This window comes from Micromonospora matsumotoense (genome assembly GCF_050951065.1).
In the GTDB taxonomy this organism is placed as follows: domain Bacteria; phylum Actinomycetota; class Actinomycetes; order Mycobacteriales; family Micromonosporaceae; genus Micromonospora; species Micromonospora matsumotoensis.
Genome location: NZ_CP192025.1, coordinates 3,687,545 through 3,713,703, shown reverse-complemented (window position 1 = coordinate 3,713,703; position 26,159 = coordinate 3,687,545). Strand labels below are relative to the sequence as shown.

Genomic DNA, 26,159 nt, shown 5'->3' with positions numbered 1-26,159 from the left:
CCCCCTCCGGTGGTGCGCCGGTCGATAGTGGCGCGGACCACCGGCGGTCCACCCGCCGCCGGCAACCGGGACCCGGGCGACGCACCATGGCGGTATGACGACACGCCGTACGCCGGCACGGGTGCCCGCGGCGCGGGCCGACCGGCGGCCGGTCGGGTACGGCGTGGTGGGCACCGGGTCGACGCGGTGGTGAGCGTCGCCGCCGCTCCCGCCGGCCGCCGGGCCACTGCGGTCTGGGCGGTGGCCGTCACCGCCTACCTGGCGGCGGTGTTCCACCGCAGCTCCCTCGGGGTGACCGGGGTGGACGCCACGCTCCGGTTCGACATCAACGCCTCCGCCCTGGCGGTGTTCTCGGTGGCCCAGCTCGCCGTGTACGCCGCCATGCAGATCCCGGTCGGGGTGCTCCTGGACCGGTACGGCTCGCGTCGGCTGCTGCTGGCCGGTGGTGCGCTGATGGTCGCCGGTCAGCTCTGCTTCGCCGTGGCCACCGACGTCCGGCTCGCCGTCGCCGCCCGGGTGCTGGTGGGCCTCGGTGACGCGATGACCTTCATCAGCGTGCTGCGGATCGTCGCGTTCTGGTTCCCGGGCCGGCGCAACCCACTGCTGGTGCAGCTCACCGGCACCTTCGGCCAGGTCGGCGCGATCCTCGCCGCGGTGCCGCTGGTGGCGCTGCTGCACCTCGCCGGCTGGACCCCGGCGTTCCTGGTCGCCGCCGGGCTCGGGGCGACGGCGGTGGTGCTGGTGCTGGTGGTCGTCCGGGACGGCCCGGACGTCGGGCCGGGCGTCGTCGCCACCCCCGCCCTGTCCACCGTACGACGGGAGCTGGCCGCCGCCTGGGCCCAGCCGGGCACCCGGCTGGGGCTGTGGTCGCACTTCGTCGCCCAGTTCTCCGGCGCGGTATTCGCGCTGCTGTGGGGCTACCCGTTCCTGGTGCAGGGGCAGGGGCTGCCGCCGACCGTCGCGGCGTCCCTGCTCACCCTGATGACCGTCGGGGCGCTGGTCGCCGGGCCGCTGGTCGCCTACCTGTGCGCCCGGCACCCGTTCCACCGGTCGGTGCTGATCTTCGCGGTCACCGGGGCCAGCGCCGGGGTGTGGGCGGTGGTGCTGGCCTGGCCCGGCCGGGCACCGTTCTGGCTGTTGGTGATCCTGGTGCTGGTGTTGGCCCTCAACGGCCCCGGCGCGGTGATCGGCTTCGACTACGCCCGGACGTTCAACCCGGTGCACCGCATCGGTAGCGCCACCGGCATCGTCAACGTGGGTGGGTTCGTCGCCTCGATCGTGCTGGTGCTGGCGATCGGGGTGGTGCTCGACCTGACCACCCCGGCGGGCGCGGGCGCCCCGCCGCTGGACGCGTTCCGCTGGGCGTTCGCCGTGCAGTACCTGCTCTGGGCGCTGGGCGCGGTCCAGGTGCTGCGGTACCGCAACGCCGCCCGCCGCCGGCACACCGGCGCCGCGGCGGGCCGGACGGTGGAGCCGGACGACGCGGCGCGCGTACCCCCGGGGGACCGGCCCGACGGTGGGGGTGACCGGCCGGCGGGCGGTGAGTCCGGCGGACCGATGGGGCGGGCGGCATGATCGCGGTAGGTTCGGCGGTGAGCGGGACCCACCCGGCCGTCGTGCCGGCAAGCAGGGAGGACACAGCGTGAGCCAGGAAGTCCGGGGCGTCATTTCACGGAGCAAGGGCGCTCCGGTCGAGGTCACCACCATCGTGGTGCCCGACCCGGGGCCCGGCGAGGCGGTGGTGCGGGTGCAGTCCTGCGGGGTCTGCCACACCGACCTGCACTATCGCGAGGGCGGCATCAACGACGACTACCCGTTCCTGCTCGGCCACGAGGCGGCCGGGGTGGTGGAGCAGGTGGGCGCCGGGGTCACCGACGTCGCCCCCGGCGACTTCGTGGTGCTCAACTGGCGGGCGGTGTGCGGCGAGTGCCGGGCCTGCCGCCGTGGCCGGCCGTGGTATTGCTTCAACACCCACAACGCCGCCCGGAAGATGACCCTCACCGACGGCACCGAACTGACCCCGGCACTGGGCATCGGCTCCTTCGCGGAGAAGACGCTGGTCCACGCCGGCCAGTGCACCAAGGTCGACCCGGCGGCCCGGCCCGCCGCCGTCGGGCTGCTCGGCTGCGGCGTGATGGCGGGGCTCGGCGCGGCGATGAACACCGGGCAGGTGACCCGGGGTGACTCGGTGGCCGTCATCGGCTGCGGCGGGGTCGGCGACGCGGCGGTCGCCGGTGCCGTCCTGGCCGGCGCGACCACGATCATCGCGGTGGACACCGACGGCCGCAAGCTCGACTGGGCGCGCCGGTTCGGCGCCACCCACACCGTCGACGCCTCCGCCGAGGACGCCGTCGAGGCGATCCGGGCCGCCACCGGCGGCTTCGGCGCGGACGTGGTGATCGACGCGGTGGGCCGGCCGGAGACCTGGAAGCAGGCGTTCTACGCCCGGGACCTCGCCGGCACCGTCGTGCTGGTCGGGGTGCCCACCCCGGAGATGACCGTGGACCTGCCGCTGCTGGACGTCTTCGGTCGGGGCGGCGCGCTCAAGTCCAGTTGGTACGGCGACTGCCTGCCCAGCCGGGACTTCCCGCTGCTCACCCAGCTCTATCTGCAGGGCCGGCTCGACCTGGACGCCTTCGTCACCGAGGAGATCGCCCTGGACCAGGTGGAGGAGGCGTTCCGCCGGATGCACGACGGTGACGTGCTGCGTTCGGTGGTGGTGTTCCCGTGACCGCCCGGGTCGACCACGCCGTCACCTCCGGCACGTTCTCCCTCGACGGGCAGACCTTCGACGTCGACAACAACGTCTGGGTCGTCGGTGACGACACGGAGTGCGTGGTGTTCGACGCCCCGCACGACGTCGCCGCGATCCGCCGGGCCGTCGGCGACCGTCGGGTGGTGGCGATCCTCGCCACCCACGCCCACGACGACCACGTCCGGGTCGCCCCGGAACTGGCGAAGGTCACCGGCGCGCCGATCCTGCTGCACCCCGACGACCGGGTGCTGTGGGATCTGGTGCACCCCGGCCTGGCCCCGGACGGGGAGCTGTCCGACGGGCAGGAGATCACCGTCGGCGACACCGTCCTGAGGGTCCTGCACACCCCCGGCCACAGCCCCGGCGCGTGCAGTTTCCACGCCCCGTCGCTCGGCGCGGTGTTCACCGGTGACACCCTCTTCGCCGGTGGTCCGGGGGCGACCGGCCGGTCGTACAGCGACTTCGCCACGATCGTGGAGTCGATCCGGACCCGCCTGCTCACCCTGCCGGCGGACACCGTGGTGCACACCGGGCACGGCGACGACACCACCATCGGCGCGGAGGCCCCCCACCTTCAGGAGTGGTTGACCCGCGGCCACTGACCCGCACCGGCCGGCCGGCCTGCACCGTCGCCCGGCCCACCGCTGGACGCCCCCCACGCGCTGCGTCGCGCTTTCGCCGAAATAGCGGTATCCGATCGCCGGGATGCCGCTATTTCGGCGATTTTGCGTGCGCGGCGGCGGGACGTCCCGTCAGGGGTCGGGTGTCTGGTCTGTCGAGTGGCCCGGACCGCAGTCGACCCTCCGCCCGGCATTTCCGGAATGACCGACACTCCCGGCTGGTTGTGTCCCCCGTACGCCGGTCGGCACACCTGCGGCCGGCGGGGAAGTTCCCCCGAGGCCCGCTCACCCCGGAGCGCGTCGCCACGATCGAAAGGGCAACCATCGTGAAGCTGGACTTCACCCGATGGCTCCCGGCCATCGCGAAGGACCGCAGAACCGCACTGAGCATCGCCGGCGTCGCCGCCCTCGGCGGCCTGGCGCTCGGCCCGGCGGCCGTGGCCGCCCCCGTCACCACCGGGCCCCACGAGGATGCCCGCGCCGCGATCGACCTGGCCACCGGCAAGAGCCGGGAGAGCCGCACCGCGGAGTCCGGCCTGACCACGGGCAGCCGGACTGCCGACGTCCCCGCCGGCAAGCCGCGCACCGAGGACCTCATCCCGCACGGGTTGGAGGGTGCCCAGTCCCGCGTCCCGCTGGACGACGCGCAGGTCGCCAACGCCGAGGCGATCATCGCGGAGGCCAAGCGGACCGGGGTGGGGGAGCGCGGCGCGGTGATCGGCGTGGCCACCTCCCTCCAGGAGTCGAAGCTGTACAACCTGGGGCACCTCGGCGCGGACAACGACCACGACTCGCAGGGGCTGTTCCAACAGCGTCCGTCGTCGGGTTGGGGCACGCCGGAGCAGATCACCGACCCGGGGTACGCCTCCCGGGCGTTCTTCGGCGCGCTCAGGAACGTGCCCGGCTGGGAGGACCTGCCGCTGACCACCGCCGCGCAGACCGTGCAGGTCTCGGCCTACCCGTACGCGTACGCGCAGTGGGAGCAGCAGGCGGCGGACCTCGTCCAGCAGCACTGGTGAGCACCTGTTGCAGGCCCGACCGGCCGGTTCCCGCCCCGGGGACCGGTCGGTCGGCCTCCGTGCGTCACGCCGGGGCGTCCTCCCGGCGCAGCTTCGCCGAACCGGTGCCCACCGAGAACCCGGCGGCCCAGCGGCTCGGGCTGTCGGGCTGGGTCCGGTCGAGCAGGTGGTACCAGTCCATCCGGCAGCGCTGCGGGGTCACCTCCAGCACGCCGTAGCCGTGCCCGTCCAGCTCCGTCCACTTCACGTGCGGGTTCGTCGACCGCAGCAGGGTCGCACCCAGCAGACTCAACCCGTTGCCCGCCGGCAGCCCGAGGACGTCGTCGAGGTTGTCGCTGGTCACCGAGGGCACCACGAACTCGGCGGCGGCCGGGTTGGTCAACCCGGTCGACCGGGTGGTCACCTCGTTGGCCCAGGAGGTGTGGATGTCGCCGGTGAGGAAGACCACGTCCCGGGTCCCGGTCGCCCGCAGGTGGTCGACCAGCCGGTCGCGGTCGGCGTTGTAGCCGTCCCACTGGTCGGGGTTGAGCACCGCGCCGTTCTGCGGGATGCCCAGCAGCTTGCCCAGCGGGCCGAGCAGCCACGCCGGCAGCGAACCGAGGTCGACCCGGGCCATCATCACCGGGTTGCCGACCAGTTTCCACTGTGCCGTCGAGCCGGCCAGCCCGTCGGCGAGCCAGCGGAGCTGGGCCGCACCGGCGATGGTGCGGGTCGGGTCGTCCACCGCCGTGCCGGTGGCCTGCTGCGACCGGTAGGACCGCAGATCCAGCATGGACAGCTCAGCGAGCCGGCCGTAGCGCAACCGCCGGTAGATCGTCCCGTCGGCGCCGAACCGCACCGGCATCCACTCCTGGTACGCCTGCCGGGCGGCGGCCACCCGGTCCGACCAGGCGCCCTCGGTGCCCGGGGTGTGGTTCTCCGCCCCGCCGGACCACGCGTCGTTGGCGACCTCGTGGTCGTCCCAGGTGATCACCCAGGGCAGCGCGGCGTGCAGCGCCTGCAGGTTCGGGTCGGTCTTGTAGAGCGCGTGCCGCACCCGGTAGTCGGCCAGGGTCAGCGTCTCGTGCTCGGGCACGACCGGGCGGACCACCGTGCCGCCGGCGTCGAACTCGCCGGTGCCGTACTCGTAGAGGTAGTCGCCGAGGTGCACGACCAGGTTGAGGTCGCCCCGGTCGGCCAGCCGCCGGTAGGCGGCGAAGTGCCCGGCCTCCCAGTTCGCACACGTCACCACGCCCAGCCGTAGCCGGTCGATCGCGGCGTCCACCGCCGGGGCGGTCATCGTCCGCCCGGTCGGTGACCAGCCGTCGCCGTGGCCGAACCGGTACCAGTACGTCGTGGCCGGGGCCAGCCCGGTCACCGCCACCTTGACGGTGTGGTCTTGGGCCGGGCCGGTCGGCGCCACGCCCTGCGCGGCCACCGTGGCGAAGTCGGGGTCGGTGGCGACCTGCCAACGGACGTCGACGTCCGGGCCGAGCCCGGAGCCGGGGAGCGCCTCCGGGACGGGGGTGACCCGGGTCCAGAGCAGGATGCCGTCCGGCAGGGGATCGCCGGAGGCGACCCCGTGCCGGAACGCGCCGGCCGCCGCGTGGGCGGGGCCGCTCGCGGCGAGGGCGAGGACGGCGGTGCCGGCGGACGCACCGGCGAGGCGCAGCAGGGTACGACGGTCGAGGGTGTTCGTCATGGTCTATGTGTCTACCGGTTGTCGCGGTGCGTCCGCAGCCCCGTGCGGTGAGTGTTCGCCGACGGTTCCCCTGCGGTTGGCGACGCCGGTGGACAGCAGCCTCAGTGGCGGTGCGCGGCACGGTGGTTCAGGGCGATGTCGACCGCCGCGGCGACCAGCGCCAGTGTGACGATGCCCATGGCCAGCAGCAGGGAGTGCCGGAACGCGGTGGACCACTGGTCGCCGGTGCCGGCCAGCGACGAGAAGAACAGCGCACCGACGGCGGCGATGCCGGCGGCCGAGCCGATCCGCTGCCCGGTCTGCAACATCCCGGCCGCGCTGCCCGCCTGCGGCACCGGCACCTCGGACAGGGTCAACGTCTGGTTCGGGGTGATCACCAGGCCGCTGCCGAGCCCGGCGAGCAGCAGTGGCAGCGCGGTGAGCAGCGGGATCGCGCCGTGCGGGTCGCCGCGCAGCACGAACACCACCCCACCGAGGCCGACCAGCACCAGGACCAGCCCGATCGCGACCAGCGGGCGGCCGTACCGGTTGACCAGCCGGCCACCGAGGGCGGCCGCGAGCGCCGAGCCGAGGGCGAACGGCGTGATCGCGAGGCCGGCGGTCAGGGCGCGGTAGCCGAGGCCGTTCTGGAGGTAGAGGGTGAAGATGAAGAAGATCGCGGTGAAGCCGCCGAAGTAGATGAGCGCGATCACCGCGCCGATGGTGTACGACCGCAACCGGAACAGTGCCAGGTCGAACAGCGGTGTCCGGGTGCGGCCGAAGCGGCGCTCCCAGAGGCCGAAGGCGACCAGGACGACCAGCCCGGCCGGGATCAGCGCCCACTTCCACGGGCTGGGCCACTGTTCCCGCTGCACCAGCGGCAGCAGCAGGAGCGTCACGCCGACCCCGAGCAGCAGCACCCCGACCGGGTCGAGCCGGTGCCGGTCGAGTCGGCCGGCGGCCCGGGTCGGCAGCAGCCGCCAGCCGAGCAGTACGGCGACCACCCCCACCGGCACGTTCACGAAGAACACCCACCGCCAGCCGTGGTCCTCGCCGCCGAGTTGGATGAGCAGGCCGCCCAGCAGCGGGCCGACGGCGGTGGAGATGCCGATGACCGCGCCGAGCAGGCCGAACGCGCGACTCCGCTCTGCGCCCCGGAACAGCTGCTGGATCAGGCCGGTCACCTGGGGGTTGACCACCCCGGCGGCGGCGCCCTGCAGGAGCCGGGCGGCGACCAGCCAGGTGGGGGACTGGGCCAGCCCGGCCAGCGCGCTGGTGACGGTGAACAGGGCGACCCCGAGCACGAAGGCGTTGCGCCGGCCCCGGGCGTCGCCGAACCGGCCGGCCGGCACCAGGACCAGCCCGAAGGTCAGCGCATACCCGGACAGCACCCACTGCAGGTCGCTCGGGCTGGCCTGCAGCGACCGGTCCATCGACGGGATGGCGACGTTGACGATGCTGACGTCCAGCAGCGTCATGAACGCCGCGACCAGGCCGACCCCGAGGGCCTGCCAGCGTCGTCGGTCGTCCGTCGTCGACGTCACCACGGACGGACGATCAGGCGTGTGACGGCGATCGGGCACGGACCGATGATCCCGTACGGACCGGTGATCGGGCATGCCACAGCGCTACCCGGGTGCCGCCGGCGCGAACCGGCCCGGGAGCCGGCGGCCCGGCGGGGCGGCCCGACGCTCACGCCGGCTGGCGGGCACACCAGCGCGGACCGAAGTCCAGCCCGGCCAGCGGCGAGTCCTCGCGGTGCAGCAGACCCTTCTCGGTGAGCTGGTGCAGGGGCGCGTGCACGTCCTGCTCGGCCAGCCCCGCCTCCTCGGCGATCAGGTCCGGGTACGGCACCTGACCGCGGGTCTCCAGCACGGTCACCGCCTCGTAGACGCGTACCTCGGCCTCCGACAGACGTACCTGCTGCATGGTGCCCTCCTTGCCGTGACCCCGGCCCGGCCGGTCGGGCGGCCCGGGTGGCGCGGTTTACCCACTGGTCACCCGACAATGCCTGCCGGACGGCCGGTCGTGCGCCTCGGCGCGGGGGCGGGTGCCCTAGGCTGACCGGCATGATCATCTGGGATCTCGTGGTGGTCGGCGCCGGGCCGGCCGGACTCAGCGCCGCCCGGGAGGCCGCGGCGGCCGGGGTGCGGACGCTGGTGCTGGACCGGGCCGTGCACCCCCGCTACAAGACCTGCGGAGGCGGCCTGATCGGCACCTCGCTGTCGATGGTGGCCGGTCGGATCGAGGTGCCGGCGCACGACCGGGTCGACCGGGTCACCTTCACCCGGGACGGCCGGTGGGGCTTCACCCGCCGGCACGGCACACCGCTGGTGACCATGGTGCGCCGCGACGAGTTCGACGACCGGCTGCGCGCGGCGGCGGTGTCCGCCGGGGCCGAGGTCCACGAGGGCGTCGCCGTCCGCGCCCTCGACCAGGACCCCGACGGGGTACGCGTCCGACTGGCCGACGGCACCACCGTGACCGCCCGCACGGTGATCGGGGCGGACGGCTCCGCCGGGGTGACCGCCCGGCACGTGGGCGTCCGGTTCCGCCAGGTGGATCTGGGCCTGGAGCGGGAGCTGCCGGTGTCGCCCGCGGAGGCGGCCCGCTGGCGGGGGCGGCTGCTGCTGGACTGGGGCCCGTTCCCGGGCGCGTACGGCTGGGTCTTCCCCAAGGGGGACGTGCTCACCGTCGGGGTGATCGGCGCCCGGGGTGAGGGCGACCGGACCCGGGCCTACCTGCGGGACCTGCTGGACCGGCTGGGTCTGGCCGGGGTGGCCGCCGCGCACGACTCCGGGCACCTGACCCGCTGCCGGGCCGACGACGCGCCGCTGCGCCACGGCCGGGTGCTGGTGGCCGGTGACGCGGCCGGCCTGCTGGAGCCGTGGACCCGGGAGGGGATCAGCTACGCGCTGCGGTCCGGGACGCTTGCGGGTGCGGCGGTCGCCGCCGGTGACCTGGACCGTTACCCCCGGGAGGTGCACGAGCGCCTGGTGCCGTCGATGCGCGCCGGGCACCGGTTGCTGGAGGTCTTCGCCCGTCGCCCCGCGGTGTGCCACGCCTTCCTGGCGACCCCGGTCGGCTGGGCGATGTTCGTCCGGTTCTGCCAGGGCCGGTCGAGCTTCGACCGGACCCTGGACCGGGGGTCGGTGCGCGCGGCGCTGGCCCTGCTGGACCGGCCGTCCACCCGGCGCGGGCAGCCGCAGGCCCCCGCGCCCGCCCGCTGACCCCGCTTCGGCGGATCAGGGCACGATCACCGCGCGGCCGTGGATCTCGCCCGCGCGCAGCAGGTCGTACGCCTCCGGGGCGCGCTCCAGCGGGAAGGTCTGCACGTCGGCGGTGAGCAGCCCGTCCCGACCGAGGGCGATCACCTCCTGCAACTCGGCCCGGGTGCCCCAGAAGGGGACCTCGACGCTGGTCTCGAACGGCACGGTGGGTGGTTCGTCGGCGACCGGCCGCACCGGCAGGGTGCCGCCGCCCAGGCCCACCAGCAGCAGCCGGCCACCGGTGGCCACGACGGTGCGGGCGGTGGAGAGGGTGGCGTCCACCCCGACGCAGTCGATGACCACGTCGGCGCCGTCCGGCGCGGGGCCGACGAGTTCCCGGATCCGGTCGACCGTGTCCGGGCCGGCCGGCACCACGTGGTGCGCGCCCATCCGGGTGGCCAGGTCCAGGGCCGCCACGTTGCTGTCCACCGCGATGATCCGCACGGTGGTGGTGGCGGCGAGGATCTGCACCGCCATGTGCCCCAGCCCACCGATGCCGATCACCACGCAGGACGTCCCGGGCCGCAACGCCGGCCGGGCCAGCGCGATCGCGTGGTACGGGGTCAGCCCGGCGTCGGTCAGCGGCGCCGCCTGGGTCACCGCCAGATCGCCGATGGGCAGCAGCCGGGAGGCGGGCACCCGCACGTACTCGGCCAGCCCTCCGTCGCGGCTGAGCCCGATGCCACCGACGGGCACCTTCCGGCACTGGTTCTCCCGGCCCCGCAGGCAGCCCCGGCAGGTGCCGCAGCCGATGATCCCGTAGACGGCGACCCGGTCACCGGCGGACCACCCGGTGATCCCGTCGCCGACCGTGTCCACGGTGCCGGCGATCTCGTGGCCGAGGGTGAGCGGGGTGGGGAAGACCCCCGGCCCGGCATCGAGGATGTGCAGGTCGGAGTGGCAGGCGCCGACCGCGCCGACGCGTACCAGCACCTCGCCGGGGCCGGGCGTCGGGGTCGGCACCTCCACCTGTTCGAGCACCCCGGGAGCGGTCATCCGTACCGCGCGCATGTCTCGTCCTCTCGTCGCCGACGCCACCGCGCGCTTACCCCTCCCGCCAGCCTTGATGCCGGGCGCACAATACGAGTCATGAGCGAAACCACCGCATCGTTCACCGACGAGCAGCACGCGTTCCTGCGGCACGTCCGCTTCGGCGAGTTGCCGCCGCCGGTCCGTCCCGAGGACCGGGTGGCGTCGACCGAGACCGAGCCACCCCGGTTCAGTCCCGACCCGACCCCCGGCCAGTACGAGCAGGACTCCCGCGCGGGCGGCTGAACGGCCGGCGGGCCCGTCGGGTGGGCGCACCGCTGCGCGCGGCGACGCGCCCACCCGACCCGGCTACCCGTGCGCTCAGAAGACCGGCACGCCCGCGCGGACCAGCCGCCAGTTCGGCACGAAGAAGTCGGCCGGGTCGATGATGCCCCGGGCCTGCGCCCAGTCGATCAGCAGTTGGCGGATCTCCTGCTGCGCGTTGTAGACCTGGGTCTTGACGATGCCGGGGAAGTTCCCGCCGCCGCTGCGCCGGTAGTTGTTCACCGCGACGACGAACCGGGCGTCGGCGGCGACCGGGGTGTCGGTGCCGGGCAGCACGAGCCGGGTGATCCGCTGGCCGACCGGCCGGGAGATGTCGATGTCGTAGTCGACGCCGGAGAACACGTCGTAGTTGTAGTCCGGGACGCCCGGGTCGCTGATGGTCGCCGGGTCGACCGGTGCGCTGACCGGCAGGGTGGTGAAGTACTTCGCCGAGAACTCCAGGTACGCCTTCACCTCGGCGCCGGTGAGCACCACCGCCTCCAGGGTGTTGTCGTAGACGTACAGCCCGGCGACGTCGCGGATACGCACGTCGCCCTGCGGGAACACGGCGGTACGGCTGAACGGCGCGGCGATCGACAGCACCGGCAGCGACCCGGACGGGGTGCCGGCCAGCGCGGCGGTGACCACCTCGGTCTGGACGTGGTTGATGAAGTCGAGGATCGGGGTGTCCCGGTAGCGTGACTCGGCGGCGGACAACTCCTGCGTGGACCGGGCGACCACCGTGTTGACGTAGCCGACGGTCTTGGCGTGCTGACGCCGGACGGCGGCGAGCACCCGGGGGTCCTCGACCACGGTGTTGGTGTTGAGCATGGTGGCGCACTTGCCGACGACCTTCCAGTGGCCCCGCTCCCGGGTCAGGGTGAAGTCCATCCGGGTGAGCCGCTGGCCCCACTTGGACGGCTCGGCGGTGAGCACCTGCGCCCCGGTGGCGGTGTTGGTCACGAACTTCTCCACCACCTCGTTGTGGGCGTGGCCGAAGAGGATCGCGTCGATGCCGGGGACCTGCTGGGCGATCAGCGCCACCGGGTTCTCGTTCGGCAGCTCCGGGCCGTAGCTGGAGGTGCCGCTGTCGCCACCGTGGGCGGAGATGATGACCAGGTCCGCGCCCCGCTGCCGCATGATCGGCACCCACTTGGCAGCGGTCTCCACCATGCCCGGGAAGACCAGTTTGCCCTCGACGTTGCCCTTGTCCCAGATGGCCACCCCGGGGTTGGTCAGGCCGAGGATGCCCACCGTCAGCGTCGGCGTCCCGGGCCCACCGAGCCGCACCCGCTTGAGCACGAACGGCCGGAAGGCCGGCTTGCCGGTCCGGGCGTTCACCGCGTTCGCGGCCAGCGCCGGGAAGCCCAGTTGGTCGATCCAGGTCGCCAGCAGCGGCAGGCCGTAGTTGAACTCGTGGTTGCCCAGCGTCACGGCGTCGTACCGCAGGATGTTCATCGCCCGGGCCATCGGGTGCGTCGCGCCGGTGGTGGTGATCGGCTCCTGCTTGGCGTAGTACGTGGCCAGCGGGGTGCCCTGGATGGTGTCGCCGGCGTCGAGGACCAGGGTGGCCCGGCCCCGGCGCTCGGCGCGGATCTGGTTGACCAGGGTGGCCAGCTTGGCGATGCCGACGTCGTTGTGCTTGCTGTCGTCGAACTCGGCGTCGCGGTAGTAGTCCCAGTTGTAGACGTTGCCGTGGGTGTCCGAGGTGCCCAGGACGGTCAGGTCCCAGGTTTTCGTACCCTGCGGGCCCTTCCGCTCGGCCGCCTGGGCGGGTGCGCCGGCGATCAGCGGGGCGGTCGCCGCGGCGGCGGCGACGGCCAGCACCTGGCGGCGCGAGGCGCCGGAGGAGGAGGTCATGAGGTGCCCTTCATCGGGGGTGGACGCGCCTCGTGGGGCGCCGTTGCGCACCATAACGACCAGCCGTCCCTCTCGCCACAGTGGTCGAGGGTGCTTCACCACATCGACCCCACCGGTCATCCTGCTGTCACCTCCGGGTCAACCGCCGGGCCTACGACTGTTGTTTCCGGCGTACCGGTCGGGGTAGGTCAGCCAGGGACCCAGAACGCACTAAACCAGGCAGGGAGCAGCACGGTGAGTCAGGACCAGTACACCCCGCAGGACCCCACCGAGCAGTACGGCCACCAGGACGGCCAGCCGGCCCAGCAGCAGTCGGCCCCCGGCCGGACCGACCGGATGGGCCCGGAGCCCGACCACGGTGAGACGTCGTACCGGGGCAGTGACCGGTTGACGGGCAAGCGGGCCCTGATCACCGGCGGCGACTCGGGCATCGGCCGGGCGGTGGCGATCGCCTTCGCCCGGGAGGGCGCCGACGTGGTCATCTCCTACCTCGACGAGGAGGAGGACGCCGACGCCCGGGAGACGGTGCGGCTGATCGAGGAGGCCGGCCGGCGTGGCGTGGCGGTACGCACCGACCTGACCGACGAGCAGCACTGCCGTGACCTGGTCGACCGGACCGTCACCGACCTCGGCGGGTTGGACATCCTGGTCAACAACGCGGCCTACCAGATGGCCCAGGACGACGGCATCACGTCGATCAGCACCGCCCAGTTCGACCGGGTGATGAAGACCAACCTGTACGCCATGTTCTGGCTCTGCCGCAGCGCCGTGCCGCACCTGAAGGAGGGCGCGACGATCATCAACACCACCTCCATCCAGGCGTTCGACCCGTCGCCGCCGCTGCTGGACTACGCCACCACCAAGGCGGGCATCGCGAACTTCACCAAGGGTCTCGCGGCGCAGCTCGCCGACCAGGGCATCCGGGTCAACGCGGTCGCCCCGGGCCCGATCTGGACGCCGCTGATCCCGGCGACCATGCCGCCGGAGAAGGTGAAGCAGTTCGGCACCGACACCCCGCTGGGCCGGGCCGGGCAGCCCGCCGAGCTGGCCCCCGCGTACGTCTTCTTCGCCTCCCAGGAGTCCAGCTACGTCACCGGGGAGATCCTCGGGGTCACCGGTGGCCGGTTCACCAAGTGAGCCGCCCCACCCCGGCCGGGCCGGGCGTGCCCCGGTCCGGCCGGCGGGTGGGTCAACGGGGCCAGCCCGCCAACCGGCGGCGTACCTGCGCGATCTGGGCCGGGTCCAAGCCGTAGCGGGCGAGCCGGCGGTCCGGCAGCCGGTCCAGGTAACGGCCGGCGGCCCGGACGTCCTCGTCGGCCAGCGCGGGGTCCACCTGCCGGGCCAGGGTCAGCAGTTCGTCGACGGGATAGTGGGCCAGCGCGGCGGACACGTCGATGTAGTCGCGGGCCTCCCGCCGGTTGACCAGGGCGGCGGTCTTGTTGGCGATCAGGTCGCGGACGTCCATCACCGGGCCGAGGTCCATCACCACCGGTGAGCGGTACCGGTCGAGCCGGGCCAGACTGAGCCGGATCTGCCGGTCGCCCCGGCCGACCACGAAATCCCGGATGTCCCGGTCGTAGCCCTCGAACAGGTCACCGAGGTCGCTGCCCGGGTCGGCCGCCGCGACGGTGTAGCCGGCCCGTTCCAGCGCCGCGCACACCTCCGCCGCCGCCGCCTCGGCCGCCCCCTCCACGTCCGCGAAGAGGTCGACGTCCTCGGTGGGCCGGGTGACCAGCCCGTGTGCCGCCCACGCCACCCCGCCGCCGAGCACGAACCGGTGCGGCCCGGCCGCGGTGAGCGCGACCCGGGCGACCTCCCGGTAGAAGTCGTGCAGGTGGGTCACGCGGCCCGCAGGCCCCGGTGTCGGCTCTCCCAGGCCTGGCGTACCCCCCGGGGCAGGTTGAGCCGCCGCCACACCCGGCGCAGGGTGCGCCCGTCGATCAGCGCCCGCAGGTCGTCGGCGCGGGTGGTCTCCCGCAGCACGTTCTCGTACAACCAGAGCAGATCGTCCGGTTCGGCCAGGTCGAAGGTGCGCTCGCTGCTCCACATCAACCGGACCGGCAGCTCCACCACCCCGCCGGTGGGGCCGGCCAGCTCCGCCAGGGTGCGCGCCACCACCACCGGGCGGCCCGGTCGGGCCAGGTGGGTGCTCGCCAGGGTGGCCTGCATGGTGTCAGGGTAACGCCGGTACGACCAGCTCAGGTACGCGGCTTGCGACGAACCGCCGCTGCCCGGACCCTTTCGACCGTGCGCGACGGGGGGCGGGTCGGGGCGGCGCGGGGTAAACTGGGGGCAGGAGCGTCGGTGTGTCCAGTGTCCCCGGGCCTCACCTGAATTGCCGTCGCGGAGTTCCGTTCGGCTGGAGCCGCGTTGCGCCACGCGCCGAGAGGCGACATGCACACCGACGCTCTGCCGCCACCCCCGACCCGTCCGGGTCGGGGGGCGGCGTCGTGTCGGTGCGCAGAGATCCTCGCGCTCGGGTCGCATCCTCCGCCGCGCTGGCCTATGTTCAGGGGGTCGGCCGGTCGGCGGATCATGCCGGGGAGGGAGGAGCGCAGTGGGTCTGCGTACCTTCATCGCGGGCTGGCCGGTCTACCGCCAGCTCACCGGCACCGACCCGCTCGGCCGGGGCGCCGCGGCACAGTCGGGCCGCTCCGCCGGGCTGACCGCCCGCACCGAGACCGCCGACCGGGTGGCCCGCTCGGTCTGCCCGTACTGCGCGGTCGGCTGCGGGCAGCGGGTGTACGTCTCCGACGACCGGGTCACCCAGATCGAGGGCGACCCGGACAGCCCGATCTCCCGGGGCCGGCTCTGCCCGAAGGGCTCGGCCAGCAAGAGCCTGGTGACCAGCCCGCTGCGGCAGACCACGGTCCGCTACCGCCGGCCGTACTCCACCGACTGGGAGGACCTCGACCTCGACACCGCGCTGGACATGATCGCCGACCGGATCCTCGCCGCCCGCGAGCAGACCTGGGAGGACGTCGACAGCGAGGGCCGTCCGCTGCACCGCACCCTGGGCATCTCCAGCCTGGGTGGGGCGACGCTGGACAACGAGGAGAACTACCTCATCAAGAAGCTGTTCACCGCGATGGGGGCGCTCCAGATCGAGAACCAGGCCCGGATTTGACACTCCGCCACCGTCCCCGGTCTGGGGGCCAGCTTCGGTCGCGGTGGCGCGACGGACTTCCAACAGGACCTCGCCAACGCTGACGTCATCGTCATCCAGGGTTCGAACATGGCCGAGGCCCACCCGGTGGGCTTCCAGTGGGTCATGGAGGCCAAGCGGCGCGGCGCGAAGGTCTTCCACGTCGATCCCCGGTTCACCCGCACCAGCGCGGTGGCCGACACCTACCTGCCGATCCGGGCGGGCACCGACATCGCCCTGCTCGGTGGCGTGGTGCGCTACATCCTGGACAACGAGCTGGACTTCCGGGAGTACGTGCTGGCGTACACGAACGCGGCGACGATCGTCAGTGAGCAGTTCGCCGACACCGAGGACGGCGACGGCCTGTTCTCCGGCTACGACCCGCACACCGACAGCTACGTGCAGACCAGCTGGCAGTACGCCGGGCACGAACAGGATTCCGGCAGCGGGCACACCGCCAAGGAGCGCGACGGCGCGGCCGGCCTGCAGCACGAGTCGCACGGCGCGCAGGTGTCCGGGCAGACCGCGCGGGACGAGACGCTCCAGCATCCGCGCTGCGTCTACCAGATCCTGCGCCGACACTTCGCCCGCTACACCCCGGAGATGGTCGAGCGGGTCTGCGGCATCCCCCGGGAGAGGTTCCTGGAGTTGGCGCGGGCCTGGGCGGAGAACTCGGGCCGGGAACGCACCGGCGCGCTGGTCTACTCGGTGGGCTGGACCCAGCACAGCGTCGGTGTGCAGTACATCCGCACCGGGGCGATCATCCAGCTGCTGCTGGGCAACATGGGTCGGCCGGGCGGTGGCATCCTGGCGTTGCGCGGGCACGCCAGCATCCAGGGCTCGACGGACATCCCGACCCTGTTCAACCTGCTGCCGGGCTACCTGCCGATGCCGCATCACGCCGACCACCCGACCTTCGACGACTGGGTGGACAGCATCCGGCACCCCGGCCAGAAGGGTTTCTGGGGCAACGCGCGGGCGTACGCGGCGAGCCTGTTGAAGGCGTACTGGGGGGACGCGGCGACGCCGGAGAACGACTTCTGCTACGACCACCTGCCCCGGATGACCGGCGACCACGGCACCTACCAGCAGGTGCTGAACATGATCGACGGCAAGATCAAGGGGTACTTCCTGCTCGGTCAGAACCCGGCGGTCGGCTCCGCGCACGGCCGGGCGCAGCGCCTCGGCATGGCCAACCTGGACTGGCTGGTGGTCCGGGACCTGTTCATGATCGAGAGCGCCACGTTCTGGAAGAACGGCCCGGAGGTGGCCACCGGCGAGATCGTGCCGCAGGAGTGCCGTACCGAGGTGTTCTTCCTGCCGGCGGCGTCGCACGTGGAGAAGGAGGGCACCTTCACCCAGACCCAGCGGCTGTTGCAGTGGCGGGAGAAGGCCGTCGAGCCGCCGGGCGACGCCCGCTCCGAGCTGTGGTTCTTCTACCACCTGGGGCGGCGGCTGCGGGAGAAGCTGGCCGGCTCCACCCACCGGCGCGACCGCGCGTTGCTGGATCTGGCCTGGGACTACCCCACGCACGGCCCGCTGGCCGAGCCGAGCGCCGAGGCGGTGCTGCGCGAGATCAACGGGTACGACGTGTCCACCGGCCGCCCGCTCGCCTCGTTCGCCGAGGCGAAGGACGACGGGTCCACCGCCGTCGGCTGCTGGATCTACTCCGGCGTCTACGCCGACGGGGTCAACCAGGCCGCCCGGCGCAGGTCCCGGCACGAGCAGGACTGGGTGGCCGCCGAGTGGGGCTGGGCGTGGCCGGCGAACCGGCGCACCCTCTACAACCGGGCGTCGGCCGACCCGCAGGGCCGCCCGTGGAGCGAGCGCAAGAAGTACGTCTGGTGGGACCCGCAGGCCGGCGAGTGGACCGGCTACGACGTGCCGGACTTCGAGAAGACGAAGCCACCGACGTACCGGCCCCCGCAGGGGGCGTCCGGTCCGGCGGCGCTCGCCGGTGACGACCCGTTCGTCATGCAGGGCGACGGCAAGGGCTGGCTGTACGCGCCGAGCGGGGTGTTGGACGGTCCGCTGCCGACGCACTACGAGCCGGCGGAGTCACCGATGCGCAACCCCCTCTACGGCCAGCAGGCCAACCCGACCCGCAAGGTCTACGCCCATCCGGTGAACTCGGTGAACCCGAGCCCGCCGCAGGAGCACAGCGCGGTCTTCCCGTACGTGTTCACGGTCAGCCGGCTCACCGAGCACCACACCGCCGGGGCGATGAGCCGGACGGTGCGTCCGCTGGCCGAGCTGCAACCGGAGATGTTCGTGGAGGTGTCCCCGGAGTTGGCGGCCGAGGTGGGGCTGGCCCACCTCGGCTGGGCGCACCTGGTCAGCGGACGGGCGGTCATCGAGGCCAAGGTGCTGGTCACCGACCGGCTCACCCCGTTGCGGGTGGACGGTCGGGTGATCCACCAGCTGTGGCTGCCTTACCACTTCGGGTACGAGGGGTTGGTCACCGGCGACTCGGCCAACGACCTGTTCGGCATCACCCTGGACCCGAACGTGCTGATCCAGGAGAGCAAGGTTGGCACCTGTGACATCCGTCCGGGGCGGCGGCCGACCGGTCCACCACTGCGGGACCTGGTGGAGGACTACCGTCGACGGGCCGGGATCGTGCCCGGTGAGCGCCCGCCGACGGTGACGACCCGGGTCCGCCGGCCGGCGGGTCGAAGCGGCGACGGGCCACGGGAGAAGGGCGCCGACCATGCCTGACCGCAACAGCCTGTACGGCCCGCTCGATCCGGCCCCGGACGCGGGCTGGACGTCTGCCGGTCCCCGGATGGGGTTCTTCACCGACACCAGCGTCTGCATCGGCTGCAAGGCCTGCGAGGTGGCCTGCAAGGAGTGGAACGCCGTCCCGGAGTCCGGCTTCGACCTGCTCGGCATGTCGTACGACAACACCGGCGCGTTGACCGCGAACTCCTGGCGGCACGTGGCCTTCGTCGAGCAGCCGGTGCCGGCCGGTCACCGCAGCGCGCCGTTCGCCGGCACCCCGACGGGCGGGTCGGCCGCTGCCGCGTCGGCGGCGGTCGCCGCCGGCACCGCCAGCGCCAGCGGCACCGACCCGGGCGTCCCTGCGGGCAGCGCCGACGCCGCCGCCCGGATGGCCACCGCCACCACCGCCGCCGCACCGGGCGGCACCAGCGGCGGGTCGGCGGGTGGGGCCGTCGGCACGGGCACCCAGTTCCTGGGGATGCCCGGGGCCGCACCGCCCGGCCGGGGCGTCGGCGTGGAGACCCGCACCGACTTCCGCTGGCTGATGATGTCGGACGTCTGCAAGCACTGCACCCACGCCGCCTGCCTGGACGTCTGCCCCACCGGGTCGCTGTTCCGCACCGAGTTCGGCACCGTCGTGGTGCAGGAGGACATCTGCAACGGCTGCGGCTACTGCATCTCCGCCTGCCCCTACGGGGTGATCGACCAGCGTAAGGGCGACGGCCGGGCGTGGAAGTGCACGCTGTGCTACGACCGGCTCGGCGCGGGCATGACCCCGGCCTGCGCCCAGGCCTGCCCGACCGAGTCCATCCAGTACGGCCCCCTCGACGAGTTGCGGGACCGGGCCGCGCAGCGGGTCACCACGCTGCACGACCGGGGCGTGCCGGAGGCCCGGCTGTACGGCCACGACCCGACCGACGGCGTCGGCGGCGACGGCGCGTTCTTCCTGCTCCTCGACGAGCCTGAGGTGTACGGCCTGCCCCCGGACCCGGTGGTCACCACCCGGGACCTGCCGAGGATGTGGCGGCGGGCGGGGCTCGCCGCGCTGGTCATGACGGCGGCGGCCGTCGCCGCGTTCGTCGGAGGATCGTCGTGACCACGGGCCGGATTCCGGTGGGGGAGCGGTTCCGGGGCTTCCGCGCCCGGCTCGCCGCCGACGGTGTGTTCCGGCCGCAGCGTTCCTCGGTGCGGCTCGGCCACGGCCCGAAGGTCGGCGCCGGCCCGGCCGACGGTGCGCGCCCGGCCGGTGCCCCGGGTTCGGCCGACGCTGGGGGCGCTGCCGACGCGCCGGTCGTCGTACCGCCCCGGGACGTGCCGCCGGTGGCGCGGCGGCGGCGCGGCCGGGGCGGTGAGGAGCTGCGGGTCCCGGAGGCGGAGTTCACCTCCTACTACGGCCGGCCGATCCTCAAGGCTCCGGTGTGGCGGTGGGACATCGCCGCGTACCTGTTCACCGGCGGGTTGGCCGCCGGGTCGTCGCTGCTGGCCGCCGGGGGGCAGCTCACCGGCCGGCCGGCGTTGCGGCGGGCCGGCCGGTTCACCGCGTTGGGCGCGGTCACCGCCAGCGCGTACTTCCTCGTCAACGACCTGGGGCGGCCGGCACGCTTCCACCACATGCTGCGGGTGGCGAAACCGACCTCACCGATGTCGGTGGGCACCTGGATCCTCACCGCCTACGGTCCGGCCGCCGGGCTCGCCGCCGTCGCCGAGGGCGCACGGCTGCTGCCGGAGCGCGGCGTGTCCGGGCTGGCCCGTCGACTGCTGCCGCCGGCCGGGCAGGTCGCCGGGCTGGCCGCCGCCGCCGTCGCGCCGGCGCTGGCCACGTACACCGGGGTGCTGCTGGCCGGGACGGCCGTGCCGTCCTGGCACGAGGCGTACCCGGAACTGCCGACCATCTTCGCGGGCAGCGCGCTGGCCAGCGGCGCCGGCGTGGGGCTGCTCGCTGCGCCCTGCGCGCAGGCCGGGCCGGCCCGCCGGATGGCGGTGGCCGGGGCGGCCCTGGAACTGTGGGGCGCCCACTCGGTGGAGACCCGGCTGGGCCTGCTCAGCGAGCCCTACCGGCTGGGTACGGCGGGTCGGCTGCTGCGCGCCGGTCGCCTGCTCACCGCCGTCGGGGTGGTCGGGGCGCTGGCCGGTCGGCGCAGCCGGGTGGTGTCCGCGCTGTCCGGCACGGCGCTGCTGGCCGCCTCGGTGGCCACCCGGTTCGGCATCTTCCACGGCGGGGTGGCCTCGGCGCGGGACCCGAAGTACACGGTGCTGCCGCAGCGGGAGCGGATCCGTCGCCGCGAGTCCGGGCAGGTCTGACACCTCACCGCGCCGCCGGGACGGCCCTGTGGTTGACTCGGGGGCGGAGGCGTTCAGGCGGCTGGTGCCCCTCCCAGCCTTCAAAGCTGGTGTGGTCCGGGACCCGGGCCAGGCGGGTTCGATTCCCGTCCGTCTCCGCCAACCACCGGGGGAGCTGACACGCATGGGCGAGGCGTCGGTCGATCCGCGACGGCGGGTGCCGCGCACCGACGTGCTGTTGGCAGACCCGGGTCTGGCCGCCGCAGCGGTCACCCTCGGCCGGGACCGGGTCAAGGTCGCCGTCGCCCGCGCCCAGCAGCGGGCCCGGCACGGAGAGATCACCCCCGACGAGGTACGCGACGCCGCCCTCGCCGCCCTGCCCGCCCCCGCCCCCCGCGCGGTGCTCAACGCCACCGGGGTGGTGCTGCACACCAACCTCGGCCGGGCCCCGCTGTCCGCCGCCGCCGTCGCGGCGCTGGCCGCCGCCGCCGGCTGCACCGACGTGGAGTTGGACCTCGACACCGGCCGGCGGGCCCGACGCGGCCGGGACGCGCTGGACGCGCTGGCCGCCGCGGTGCCCGACGCCGCCGCCGTGCACGTGGTCAACAACGGGGCGGCGGCCCTGGTGCTCGCCGCGACCGCGCTCGCCGCCGGCCGGGAGATCGTGGTCAGCCGGGGTGAGCTGGTGGAGATCGGCGACGGTTTCCGCCTGCCCGACCTGCTGGCCAGCACCGGCGCCCGGCTGCGTGAGGTCGGCACGACCAACCGCACCACCCGCGACGACTACGCCCGGGTGATCGGGCCGGACACCGGTTTCGTGCTCAAGGTGCACCCGTCCAACTTCGTGGTCACCGGTTTCACCTCGGCCGTCGGTGTCGGGGAGCTGGCCACCCTCGGGGTGCCGGTGGTGGCCGACATCGGTTCCGGCCTGCTCGCCGCCGACCCGCTGCTGCCCGCCGAGCCGGATGCCGCGAGCACCCTGCGGGCCGGGGCGCACCTGGTCACCGCCAGCGGTGACAAGCTCCTCGGCGGTCCCCAGGCCGGGCTGCTGCTCGGCGACGCCGACCTGGTCGACCGGCTGCGTCGGCACCCGCTGGCCCGGGCGTTGCGGGTCGACAAGCTGACCCTCGCCGCGTTGGCGGCCACCCTGCACGGGCCGGCCACCCCGACCCGGATGGCCCTGCACGCCGACCCGGCCGTGCTGCGGGACCGCTGCGAACGGCTGCGCGACGCCCTCGGTGCCGAGGGCCACAAGGCCGAGGTGGTGCCCAGCGTCGCCGTGGTCGGTGGCGGCGGTGCCCCCGGCGTCGAGCTGGACTCCTGGGCGCTGAGCCTGCCCGAGCGGTACGCCGCACCGTTGCGCCGGGGTGATCCGCCGGTGCTCGGCCGGGTGCTCCGGGGCCGGCTCCTGCTGGACCTGCGCTGCGTACCCGCCGACGCCGACGGCACGCTGCGCGACGTGGTGCTGCGGGTGGCCGACTGAGATGCACGTCGTCGCCACCGCCGGGCACGTCGACCACGGCAAGTCCACCCTGGTCCGGGCGTTGACCGGGATGGAACCGGACCGGTGGGCGGAGGAACGTCGCCGGGGGATGACCATCGACCTCGGCTTCGCCTGGACCGCCCTGCCCACCGGCGACACGATCGCCTTCGTCGACGTGCCGGGGCACGAACGGTTCGTGCCGAACATGCTCGCCGGGGTGGGGCCGGTGCCGGCGGCGCTGGTCGTGGTCGCCGCCGACGAGGGGTGGATGCCGCAGTCGGCCGAACACCTGGCGGCCCTGCACGCCCTCGGGGTGTCCCACGGGCTGCTGGTGGTGACCCGGGCCGACCTGGCCGATCCGGGGCCGGCGACGGCGCAGGCCCGCGCGCAGCTCGCGGCGACCTCGCTCGGCGCGGTCGAGTCGGTGGCGGTCAGCGCCGTCACCGGCGTCGGCCTGCCCGAGCTGCGCGCCGCCCTGGCCCGGCTGGTCGGCCGGCTGCCCGCCCCGCAGACCGACCGGCCGGTACGGCTGTGGATCGACCGGGCGTTCACCATCCGGGGCAGTGGCACCGTGGTCACCGGCACCCTCGGTGCCGGCGGGCTGCGCGTCGGTGACGAGTTGGCGGTCGCCGCCACCGGGGAGCCGGTCCGGGTCCGTGGCCTGCACCGCCTCGGCGTGCCCGCGTCTCGGGTCGCGGCGGTGGCCCGGGTGGCGGTCAACCTGCGCGGGGTGCCCCGGGACCGGCTCGGCCGGGGCGACGCCCTGCTCACCCCCGGCGAGTTCCACCACACCGACCTGCTCGACGTGCGGCTGGCCGGCGACCCGGCCGGTGACCTGCCGGCCACGCTGACCCTGCACATCGGGTCGGCGGCCGTGCCGGCGCGGGTCCGACCGCTCGGCGGGGACACCCTCCGGTTGCGGCTGGCCCGTCCGCTGCCGCTGCTGACCGGGGACCGGGCGCTGCTGCGCGACCCGGGCCGGCACCACGTCTGCGGTGGAGTGACCGTGCTGGACGTGGCACCCCCGCCGCTGACCCGACGGGGTGCCGCCGCCGCCCGCGCCGCCGTCCTCGCCGACCTCGACGGGCGTGCCGACCTGGCCGGTGAGCTGCGCCGCCGCCGGCTCGTCCGGGCCGGTGAGCTGCGCCGGATGGGGGTCACCGGCGAGGTCGCCCCGGTCGCCGGGGACTGGCTGGCCGACCCCGGGCACTGGCAACTGCTGGGCGTACAGCTGGTCGAGGAGGTGACCGCCTGGGCCGCGGCGCATCCCTTGGAGGCGGGCGCCCCGGTGGAGGCGCTGCGGCAGCGCCTCGGCCTGCCCGACCGGGCCCTGGTGGAGGCGTTGGTCCGGCCGCCGCTGACGCTGCGGGCCGGCCGGATCGGCACCGGTGGGACCGGGGGCCTGCCCGAGCCGGTGGCCCGCGCGGTCGACCGGGTCCGCCGCGAGTACGCCGCCCACCCGTTCCGCGCGCCGGAGGCCGACCGGCTCGCCGCGCTGGGCCTGGGCCCGCGGGAGGTCGGTGCCGCCGTCCGGGCCGGCGCGTTGCTGCGGCTGGCGGAGAACGTGGTGCTGCTGCCCGACGCGGCCGACGACGCGGTACGGGTGCTCGCCCGGCTGCCGCAGCCGTTCACCCTCAGCGCCGCCCGGCAGGCCCTGGACACCACCCGTCGGGTGGCGGTGCCGCTGTTGGAGCTGCTGGACCGGCGCGGGGTGACCCGTCGGCTGCCCGACGACGCCCGCGAGGTGACCGGGGCGGGCTGACCGGTCCGCCGCACGCGGTGGGCTCCGATCGCCTCGCCGGTCGCCCTGACCGCCTCGCCGGCCGGGCACCGGGGCGTGCCGGCGCAGCTCCGACGGCGAACCGGCCTCCCCCGGCCGCCGGGTCGCCTACCGTGACGCCATGGACCCTTCGGCGGTCTGGCGGGACCGGAACCATCGCTGGCGGATCGAGGCGTACCGGGCTCCGGACCTGCGGTTCGCCATCTTCGCCACCAACGGTCCCACCGAGTCCGCGCCGCTGTGGTTGTTCGGCATGGCCGCGTTGGCCCGCTGGTTGATGACCCACGCCATCTCCCTGGACGACCTGGAGACCGACTGACCCGGGCGGGACCGGCGTCACCCCGGAGCCCTTCGTCGCCGTCGTCGTGGCGTGCACCGTCGGCATGCGGGTCCGACGGGTCCGTGCCGCCGGGTCGAGGTGCCCGGTGGTCCTGCAGGCCCGTCGCCCGGAAGGGGGAACCGGGTCCGATCGTCCGGTCCGGCCTGGCCGCTGCTCGTACCGTGCGGGACGTGAAGGACCGAGGAATGCGGACGTTTCTGGCGGTGGTCGCCGGCCTCGCGGTGATCTACTTCGGGGTGACCGGGCGTAGCTCCACCGAGGACGGCGGCGGAGTCTCCGGCGGGGTGGTGCTGTTGGCCCTGCTCGCCGCCGTGCTGGTGTGGCACCTGACCAAGCCGGCGGGCAACAAGCCGGTCGACTGACCTGCCACGCCGCTGACCTGCCGATCAGCGCGGCTCGTCGACGGCATGAAGGCCGCCCCGCGTACGCCCCTCACCGACGTGACCCGCCGGTGCGCGCCGCCGTCGACACCTCAGCGGGTCGCGGCGGCGGTGCGGGTCACCTCGCCGGCCGACTCCTCCCCGAGGGCCACCCGGACCAGCGCCGACGCCAGCCGACCGAAGTCCGGCTCGGCGACCAACCCGGCCAGCCCGTGCGGGTCGGCCGGTAGGCCGAGCCGTTTCGCGCCGGCCAGGGTGCGCCCGTCGGCGTACGGGCGCACGTCCGACCACACGGTCTGCGCCTCCCGCAGGAAGATGTCCGCCCCGGTGGGGCCGATGCCGGGGAACTCGGTCAGCCGGCGACGTAGCGCCGCCCGATCGCCCCCGGTCTCCCGGTGCATCCGTCGCAGGTCACCGTGCCAGCGGTCCAGGCACAGCCGGGCGCCGGTGCCGAGCATGGTGGCGGTCCGCTCGTCGTAGCGGCGGTAGTGGCCGCGACCCAGCGCGTCCACCCGGTCCTGCCAGCGCGCCGCCTCCATCGTCTGCGGGGTACGCCAGCCGGCGGCGAACAGCTCCCGGGCGGCGGCCACCGCGACCTGGGCCCGGATCCGGGTGCTCAGCAACGTGGTGAGCACCAGCAGTTGATAGAGCGGGCCGGGCCGGTCGGCCAGCGTGATGCCGGCTTCCTCGGCATAGGTGCGGCCCTGCCGGTCCAGTAGCGCCCGGGCCACCCGTCGGTCGTCCCCCATCACCCGCTACTACCCGTCCTGCCGCGGCTCAGCCCTGTCCGCGGGGTTCACCTGCGGGGCTCGCATGCGCCCCCCGTCGGCGGGTAGCCGCTGACGGGCGCGGAGCACCGTGCCCGTCCACCCGGAAGGAGACACCCGTGACGAACGTGCAGCAGCCCGAGATGCGCCGCAACGGGAAGAACCCGACCGTGCAGGACAGCAAGGGGCCCGGCGCGACCGGGCATCCCGCCCACCGGGGCACCTCGCCCGGTGACCGGGGTCGGCCGACGCCCCGTGGCCAGGCGTCCCCGTACGGTCCGGGCGCGCAGACCGCCGACGACGACAGCAACCAGGGCTGACCGGCCGCCGGGCGGGGGCGATCGCCGCCCCCGCCCGGACCGCCGGCCTGGCCGGCGTTGACATCGGCGGGGCCGGGCGGGCCGGGGTCGGCACCGGCGGCGTCGGTGGTGGTGGTGTCGGCCGATACCTCGCTCGGACCGTACGGGGACGCCTGGCCACGGGGCGTCGGCCGACCCCGGTCACCGGGCGAGGTGCCCCGGTGGGCGGGTGACAGCGGGGTGGCGGCGTCTCACTTCGGGTCGCCGGGCTCGCGTTCCCCCTTGGGACCGTAGGTCCGTTCACCCCGGACCACGCCCCGTTGGCCCCGGTCCTCCTGCAGGATCCGGTTGGCCGCCTGGTTGGCTTCCTGGTCGGACGCGCGCCCCGACTGTTCGATCAGGTCACGCAGCCGTGCCCGTTCCTTGTCGTACGCGTTGCTTCCCGGCCGTGGTCCTGGCATGCCGCCTCCTCGGTCCGTCCGTCGCAC

At 74.3% G+C, this 26,159-nt stretch carries 24 protein-coding genes and 1 tRNA gene; 16 read left to right on the top strand and 9 right to left on the bottom strand.

Features of this window, described 5'->3' with window-relative positions:
- Positions 1 to 12: 12 nt before the first annotated feature.
- From ACQP1S_RS16315 to ACQP1S_RS16300, 4 genes are all read left to right on the top strand, one after another.
- A complete protein-coding gene (locus ACQP1S_RS16315; protein WP_432895948.1) occupies positions 13 to 1,575 on the top strand; it encodes an MFS transporter in 1,563 nt (520 codons plus the stop codon).
- 67 nt (positions 1,576 to 1,642) lie between these two features.
- The gene (locus tag ACQP1S_RS16310) at positions 1,643 to 2,731 is read left to right on the top strand and encodes an S-(hydroxymethyl)mycothiol dehydrogenase (RefSeq protein WP_432895946.1); all 1,089 of its coding nucleotides are present in this window, start codon (positions 1,643 to 1,645) and stop codon (positions 2,729 to 2,731) included.
- Positions 2,728 to 3,357: an MBL fold metallo-hydrolase gene (locus ACQP1S_RS16305; RefSeq protein WP_432907660.1), complete on the top strand. Its 630-nt coding sequence runs from the start codon at positions 2,728 to 2,730 to the stop codon at positions 3,355 to 3,357. Before ACQP1S_RS16310 ends, ACQP1S_RS16305 begins: the two co-directional genes overlap by 4 nt.
- Before the next feature lie 344 nt (positions 3,358 to 3,701).
- Positions 3,702 to 4,394 (top strand): hypothetical protein, encoded by a 693-nt coding sequence (locus tag ACQP1S_RS16300; RefSeq protein WP_432907658.1) that lies wholly within the window; start codon positions 3,702 to 3,704, stop codon positions 4,392 to 4,394.
- Positions 4,395 to 4,458: 64 nt separating this feature from the next.
- On the opposite strand, the gene ACQP1S_RS16295 is transcribed toward ACQP1S_RS16300, so the two are convergent.
- From ACQP1S_RS16295 to ACQP1S_RS16285, 3 genes are all read right to left on the bottom strand, one after another.
- Positions 4,459 to 6,075 carry an alkaline phosphatase D family protein gene (locus ACQP1S_RS16295; RefSeq protein ID WP_432907655.1) on the bottom strand — a complete coding sequence of 539 codons (1,617 nt, stop codon included), beginning with the start codon at positions 6,073 to 6,075 and terminating at the stop codon, positions 4,459 to 4,461.
- Positions 6,076 to 6,176: 101 nt separating this feature from the next.
- Positions 6,177 to 7,601, bottom strand: coding sequence for an MFS transporter (locus ACQP1S_RS16290; protein WP_432907652.1), 1,425 nt, complete (start codon positions 7,599 to 7,601; stop codon positions 6,177 to 6,179).
- A 145-nt stretch (positions 7,602 to 7,746) separates the two neighbouring features.
- Positions 7,747 to 7,983, bottom strand: coding sequence for a hypothetical protein (locus ACQP1S_RS16285; protein WP_091240495.1), 237 nt, complete (start codon positions 7,981 to 7,983; stop codon positions 7,747 to 7,749).
- A 140-nt stretch (positions 7,984 to 8,123) separates the two neighbouring features.
- On the opposite strand from ACQP1S_RS16285, the gene ACQP1S_RS16280 reads away from it, so the two are divergent.
- Complete coding sequence (locus ACQP1S_RS16280; RefSeq protein WP_432907648.1) at positions 8,124 to 9,284, top strand: geranylgeranyl reductase family protein; 1,161 nt, start codon at positions 8,124 to 8,126, stop codon at positions 9,282 to 9,284.
- A gap of 15 nt (positions 9,285 to 9,299) precedes the next feature.
- Here the strand turns inward: ACQP1S_RS16280 and ACQP1S_RS16275 are convergent, their stop codons facing one another.
- Positions 9,300 to 10,334 (bottom strand): NAD(P)-dependent alcohol dehydrogenase, encoded by a 1,035-nt coding sequence (locus ACQP1S_RS16275; protein ID WP_432907645.1) that lies wholly within the window; start codon positions 10,332 to 10,334, stop codon positions 9,300 to 9,302.
- Positions 10,335 to 10,412: 78 nt separating this feature from the next.
- On the opposite strand from ACQP1S_RS16275, the gene ACQP1S_RS16270 reads away from it, so the two are divergent.
- Positions 10,413 to 10,598 carry a hypothetical protein gene (locus tag ACQP1S_RS16270; protein WP_432907642.1) on the top strand — a complete coding sequence of 62 codons (186 nt, stop codon included), beginning with the start codon at positions 10,413 to 10,415 and terminating at the stop codon, positions 10,596 to 10,598.
- A gap of 75 nt (positions 10,599 to 10,673) precedes the next feature.
- Here ACQP1S_RS16270 and ACQP1S_RS16265 read toward each other — a convergent pair whose 3' ends face one another.
- The gene (locus ACQP1S_RS16265) at positions 10,674 to 12,476 is read right to left on the bottom strand and encodes a bifunctional metallophosphatase/5'-nucleotidase (protein WP_432907639.1); all 1,803 of its coding nucleotides are present in this window, start codon (positions 12,474 to 12,476) and stop codon (positions 10,674 to 10,676) included.
- Between the two features lie 234 nt (positions 12,477 to 12,710).
- Here ACQP1S_RS16265 and ACQP1S_RS16260 point away from each other — a divergent pair, with 234 nt between their 5' ends.
- Positions 12,711 to 13,613, top strand: a complete 903-nt coding sequence (locus ACQP1S_RS16260) for an SDR family oxidoreductase (protein ID WP_363674145.1) — start codon at positions 12,711 to 12,713, stop codon at positions 13,611 to 13,613.
- A 52-nt stretch (positions 13,614 to 13,665) separates the two neighbouring features.
- On the opposite strand, the gene ACQP1S_RS16255 is transcribed toward ACQP1S_RS16260, so the two are convergent.
- Positions 13,666 to 14,319, bottom strand: coding sequence for a nucleotidyl transferase AbiEii/AbiGii toxin family protein (locus ACQP1S_RS16255; protein ID WP_432907636.1), 654 nt, complete (start codon positions 14,317 to 14,319; stop codon positions 13,666 to 13,668).
- Positions 14,316 to 14,645, bottom strand: a complete 330-nt coding sequence (locus tag ACQP1S_RS16250; protein ID WP_432907633.1) for a hypothetical protein — start codon at positions 14,643 to 14,645, stop codon at positions 14,316 to 14,318. The genes ACQP1S_RS16255 and ACQP1S_RS16250 overlap by 4 nt, the downstream gene beginning before the upstream one ends.
- A gap of 388 nt (positions 14,646 to 15,033) precedes the next feature.
- On the opposite strand from ACQP1S_RS16250, the gene fdh reads away from it, so the two are divergent.
- The 8 genes from fdh (at position 15,034) to ACQP1S_RS16210 (ending at position 24,587) form a co-directional block, all read left to right on the top strand.
- Entirely contained in the window at positions 15,034 to 18,339 is a 3,306-nt protein-coding gene (gene fdh / locus ACQP1S_RS16245) for a formate dehydrogenase (RefSeq protein WP_432907631.1), read from the top strand.
- Entirely contained in the window at positions 18,332 to 19,438 is a 1,107-nt protein-coding gene (locus tag ACQP1S_RS16240; RefSeq protein ID WP_432907628.1) for a 4Fe-4S dicluster domain-containing protein, read from the top strand. The genes fdh and ACQP1S_RS16240 overlap by 8 nt, the downstream gene beginning before the upstream one ends.
- A complete protein-coding gene (gene nrfD / locus ACQP1S_RS16235; RefSeq protein WP_432907625.1) occupies positions 19,435 to 20,643 on the top strand; it encodes an NrfD/PsrC family molybdoenzyme membrane anchor subunit in 1,209 nt (402 codons plus the stop codon). The genes ACQP1S_RS16240 and nrfD overlap by 4 nt, the downstream gene beginning before the upstream one ends.
- 45 nt (positions 20,644 to 20,688) lie before the next feature.
- A tRNA-Sec gene (locus ACQP1S_RS16230) sits at positions 20,689 to 20,784 on the top strand.
- A gap of 22 nt (positions 20,785 to 20,806) precedes the next feature.
- Positions 20,807 to 22,105, top strand: coding sequence for an L-seryl-tRNA(Sec) selenium transferase (gene selA, locus ACQP1S_RS16225; protein ID WP_432907622.1), 1,299 nt, complete (start codon positions 20,807 to 20,809; stop codon positions 22,103 to 22,105).
- 1 nt (position 22,106) lies between these two features.
- The gene (selB, locus tag ACQP1S_RS16220) at positions 22,107 to 23,867 is read left to right on the top strand and encodes a selenocysteine-specific translation elongation factor (protein ID WP_432907619.1); all 1,761 of its coding nucleotides are present in this window, start codon (positions 22,107 to 22,109) and stop codon (positions 23,865 to 23,867) included.
- A gap of 139 nt (positions 23,868 to 24,006) precedes the next feature.
- Positions 24,007 to 24,204 (top strand): hypothetical protein, encoded by a 198-nt coding sequence (locus ACQP1S_RS16215; protein ID WP_091240450.1) that lies wholly within the window; start codon positions 24,007 to 24,009, stop codon positions 24,202 to 24,204.
- 206 nt (positions 24,205 to 24,410) lie between these two features.
- Entirely contained in the window at positions 24,411 to 24,587 is a 177-nt protein-coding gene (locus tag ACQP1S_RS16210) for a hypothetical protein (protein WP_176738858.1), read from the top strand.
- Between the two features lie 110 nt (positions 24,588 to 24,697).
- Here ACQP1S_RS16210 and ACQP1S_RS16205 read toward each other — a convergent pair whose 3' ends face one another.
- Entirely contained in the window at positions 24,698 to 25,354 is a 657-nt protein-coding gene (locus ACQP1S_RS16205; RefSeq protein WP_432907616.1) for a hypothetical protein, read from the bottom strand.
- Between the two features lie 137 nt (positions 25,355 to 25,491).
- Between ACQP1S_RS16205 and ACQP1S_RS16200 the strand changes: the two genes are divergently transcribed.
- Entirely contained in the window at positions 25,492 to 25,692 is a 201-nt protein-coding gene (locus ACQP1S_RS16200) for a hypothetical protein (RefSeq protein WP_432907613.1), read from the top strand.
- Positions 25,693 to 25,922: 230 nt separating this feature from the next.
- On the opposite strand, the gene ACQP1S_RS16195 is transcribed toward ACQP1S_RS16200, so the two are convergent.
- Entirely contained in the window at positions 25,923 to 26,132 is a 210-nt protein-coding gene (locus ACQP1S_RS16195) for a phosphatidylethanolamine-binding protein (protein ID WP_357775868.1), read from the bottom strand.
- Between the last annotated feature and the right edge of the window lie 27 nt (positions 26,133 to 26,159).